Genomic DNA, 3,911 nt, shown 5'->3' with positions numbered 1-3,911 from the left:
CCGAGGGCCGCGCCGGTCGTGCGCGCCCGCCGCCACCGCGATTGCCACGGTTCCGGGGCGGCGCCGCCTCCGCCGTCGATGCGGCCATGCCCAGCACCAGCGCCGCCGATGACAGCATGACCCGACCGATGACGACCGGTTCGGCCATCAGGGCAAGCGACGCGATGATGGCCAGGCCGCGTTTTGCCTCCATGCTCATTTCGCCTCTCCCTTGCTCAGGTCCACCATGTGGATCGGATTGGCGCCGGCTGGCGCGGTGAAGGCGAGGTCAGCCGCCGACGGTCGCGCGCTGCCGTCCCAGCGCATCAGCGCGCTATATTGCGGCATCGACGGATCATTCGTGTCGGTGATCACCATCTTGCAGGGCAACTGGCTGCTGTCCTCGATCCATATCTGCCAGTCGACCTTTTCCTGGCGGAAGGCATAATGGGTGCAGGTACGGCCATCGATCGTCTCGGGGCGGATGACATAGCCCGACTTTATGCGGCTGCGCAGCATCTGGTCCGTGCCCCAGGTGAACAGGTCGGCCAGCGGCAGTTCGACACCATAGGTGGTGCGCAGGCTGTCGAGCGACTGGCCGATCGAACCGGTCACCGGCACGCTGGCATAATAGTTCAGGCGCGGCGCCAGCACCGTGAACTTGCCGCCGCCAAAATAATATTCGCGGTTCTGAATGTCGGATGTGGCGACGATCTTGAACGCGTCGGGCTTGTGGACCTGAATGTCCAGCGCACCGGTGAATTGCAGTTTCTGGCCGGTATCCAGCACCACTTCGGTCGTAACATCGGCCTTCAGCGCGAATCCGGGCAGCGCGATCAGCTTGGCGCTCATCTTGTCCATCGCGTCCATTGCCGCCGGCTCGACCACGCCCGCCGCCGGTGCGGCAGTCTGCGCATGGGCAGTGGATGCGGCCAGCAGCGCCAGCGGCACACAGAGACATTTTATCCTAGACCTCATCACAAGCTCCTTCTGCCCGGATCGGACGCGCGGCGAGATGCGCGATGCAGCCATCGGACGCCATCTCCCTTGCTGCAGCCGACTATCGCTGTTCCGCCGATACGGCCCATCGGGATAATTGCCGATTTGGCCGCATTTCTTTCCGAGCAGGGCCTGAGGCTGACGGAGCATCAGGCGGAAAGTGCAGTCCTTCTTCCCGCCTGATGCATGACCACACCCAGGGGGATGGGTGGCAGTCATTTCATGGGCCGGTAGTCCCGGCCGATCCCTGCTGCCGGGTGGTCATTTGCGCACCGTCCCGGCCTTGTCCTGTCGCTATCAAGCTAGAGCGCCGCCGGGGCCGGCCAAGTCGGGATTTGCCCTGATCGGCCTTTTGCGCCGACGCCCGTCATCCGGCGCGACCATAACATGCTGCTATCCAACGCTCCGCGCCCCTTTGCGCCCGCGCACCGGCAACAGATCGTTACCGTGCCGTCCCAGGGTTTATCATGATCGCCAATCCCCGACGGCACGCCTAGGATCACCGCAAGATTTCTCGCTGATGGAGCGGCGATCATGACGGAAGACATTCCCAATCTGCCAGCCGATCTGGGTGCAAAACGCACCGTCATGGCCGCCGATCGCACCTTGATGGCCTGGATTCGCACCTCGCTCTCGATGCTCAGCTTCGGCTTCACCATCTACAAATTTCTCGACGCCGCCACGGAGAAGACGGGCCATGGCGATTCCCAGAGCCCGCAGCATATCGGCCTGTTCCTCGCCGGCATGGGGACGCTGGCCATTCTGCTTGGCACATGGGGTTACTGGATGACGCTGTCCGACCTCAAGCAGACCAACCAGTTTCATCTGGGCCGGCCGGTGCTGGTCATGGCGCTGATCATGTGCGTGGCCGGCATTGCCCTGTTCGCGGCCATTGCGACGCGCGCCGTATAGGCGCATCAACAGGATCGACAGACAAGGAGTATCGGTTGACCGTGCCATCCCCCCTCGCCCCTGCGGCCACTGCGCCGGACAACATGATCCATATTCCCGGCGGCCGCTTCATCATGGGGTCGGACCATCATTATCCCGAGGAAGCGCCGGCCCATCCGGTCGAGGTCGACGCCTTCTGGATCGATGCCACCCCCGTCACCAATCGCGACTTCCGCCGCTTCGTCGAGGCGACCGGCCACCGCACCACGGCGGAGATCGCCCCCAATCCGGACGATTATCCCGGCGCCCAGCCGGACATGCTGCGCCCCGCCTCGCTGGTCTTCACGCCGACCGAACGTCCGGTGCCGCTGCATGACTGGAGCCAGTGGTGGCGCTATGTCTTCGACGCCGACTGGCGCCATCCGCTCGGCCCGGACTCCTCGATCGGTGACCTCGACGATCATCCGGTGGTCCATGTCACCTATGACGACGCGGCTGCCTATGCCGCCTGGGCCGGCAAGGCGCTGCCCACGGAAGCGGAATGGGAATTTGCCGCGCGCGGCGGCGTCGATGGCCAGGAATTTGCCTGGGGCGACGAACTGTTGCCCGACGGCAAGGCGATGGCGAATTTCTGGCAGGGCAATTTCCCGTCCGAAAATCTGCTGATCGACGGCTATGAACGCACCTCGCCGGTCGGCAGCTTCCCCGCCAATGGCTATGGCCTGTCCGACATGATCGGCAATGTCTGGGAATGGACCGAGGATTTCTACGCCGCCCGGCACCAGGCCGATCCCTCGCGCCCCTGCTGCGCGCCGCGCAACCCGCTCAACCAGGCGCGCGAAGCCAGCTATGACCCGCAGCAGCCACACATCCTCATCCCGCGCCGTGTCCTTAAAGGGGGCTCGCACCTCTGCGCGCCCAGCTATTGCCGGCGCTATCGCCCAGCCGCGCGCCATGCCCAGGCGATCGACTCCTCGACCAGCCATATCGGCTTTCGCTGCGTGATCCGCGCGGCCTGACAGACAGAAAGGGGCGTCGCGCCGATCCGCACGACGCCCCTTTCCTGTCAGAACCCGACCTGCATGAAGACCGCCGGGCCGCTGAACCGATATTTCATCCGCCCGGCCCAATTGTCCTTGTCGACATCGACCCGATAATTGACGTAGCGCCACATCGCACCGATCCCCACATTCTTGGCAAAGCGCCAGGTCATGGCGGCTTCGGCATTGAGCAGCCGCCCCTTATAATCGTCGATCTTGAGCGACAGATAATCCGCCCGCGCGCTCAGCGTCAGGTCGGTGGCGATCCGCTGCGACGCAAATAGCCCCACCGTCGGCAGCGGCGCCAGCGCCTTGCGGCGGCGCTGCGTCCCACTCACCTGCGTTTCCCCCAATCGGGCATCCCCCTTGAGCGTCAGGGTGAAATCGGTCGCATGCAGCCCCAGCGCCGCGCCGACGCGGGTATCAGGGGTGCTCACGAACGCATAGCCGAAGGTAAGCCGGTAGACGTCGCTATCGAAGCCGCTCTCCACCCGCACCCCGACCGGATAGGTGACATCGTCAAATGTGATATCGCGCGCCACCGTCCTGGACCCATTGCGGCTCAGCGAATAATATTCGCCCATCACCGACCAGTTACCGCCCAATCTTATCCCCGCCGCGACCTGCGGCAGCACCTTGCGCTTGTCGAGATCGAGGTCGGATTCCAGATCGATATTCGTGCCACCATCCGGGTTGGAGGCTGGCGCGACCCGGACATGGGAACTCACCGATGGCCAATAGGCCCCCACCTCGACCCAATATTTGTCGTCGAGCGATTGCGCATGCGCGGGCGCTGCAACCGTGCCCATCATCACGACACAAATGCCGCCAAGCCTGATGCTGTGACGCGCCATTTCGTCCTCCCTTCGGCCGGCGGCCGCTCATTAGCGCGTAGACTCATTACGCACTGCACCAGATGCGCACGCAGATGAGCTTGATGGCTGCGAGGAAGTTGGCAGGGTCTTTGTCATAGCGGGTGGCGATGCCCCGGAACTGCTTGAT

Annotated in this window: 4 protein-coding genes and 2 pseudogenes; 2 read left to right on the top strand and 4 right to left on the bottom strand. The window is 64.1% G+C overall.

The features are described 5' to 3' along the window. Both A0U87_RS25975 and A0U87_RS25970 read right to left on the bottom strand, forming a co-directional pair. Positions 1-199, bottom strand: a pseudogene (locus A0U87_RS25975) (hypothetical protein); the annotation flags it as partial. Beyond that, entirely contained in the window at positions 196-957 is a 762-nt protein-coding gene (locus A0U87_RS25970; RefSeq protein WP_170978475.1) for a DUF2092 domain-containing protein, read from the bottom strand. The pseudogene A0U87_RS25975 and the gene A0U87_RS25970, both read right to left, overlap by 4 nt. A gap of 555 nt (positions 958-1,512) precedes the next feature. Here A0U87_RS25970 and A0U87_RS25965 point away from each other — a divergent pair. Next, complete coding sequence (locus tag A0U87_RS25965; RefSeq protein ID WP_004207429.1) at positions 1,513-1,890, top strand: DUF202 domain-containing protein; 378 nt, start codon at positions 1,513-1,515, stop codon at positions 1,888-1,890. Positions 1,891-1,973: 83 nt separating this feature from the next. After that, positions 1,974-2,888: a formylglycine-generating enzyme family protein gene (locus tag A0U87_RS25960; protein WP_137406130.1), complete on the top strand. Its 915-nt coding sequence runs from the start codon at positions 1,974-1,976 to the stop codon at positions 2,886-2,888. 47 nt (positions 2,889-2,935) lie between these two features. Here A0U87_RS25960 and A0U87_RS25955 read toward each other — a convergent pair whose 3' ends face one another. Beyond that, complete coding sequence (locus A0U87_RS25955; protein WP_137406129.1) at positions 2,936-3,763, bottom strand: outer membrane beta-barrel protein; 828 nt, start codon at positions 3,761-3,763, stop codon at positions 2,936-2,938. A gap of 46 nt (positions 3,764-3,809) precedes the next feature. Next, a pseudogene (locus A0U87_RS25950) lies at positions 3,810-3,911 on the bottom strand (IS5/IS1182 family transposase); the annotation flags it as partial.

This window comes from Sphingobium sp. MP9-4 (genome assembly GCF_005281675.1).
Classification (GTDB): domain Bacteria; phylum Pseudomonadota; class Alphaproteobacteria; order Sphingomonadales; family Sphingomonadaceae; genus Sphingobium; species Sphingobium yanoikuyae.
Note: the sequence above shows the minus strand (reverse complement) of the source record. Positions and strands in the feature narration are given on the sequence as shown.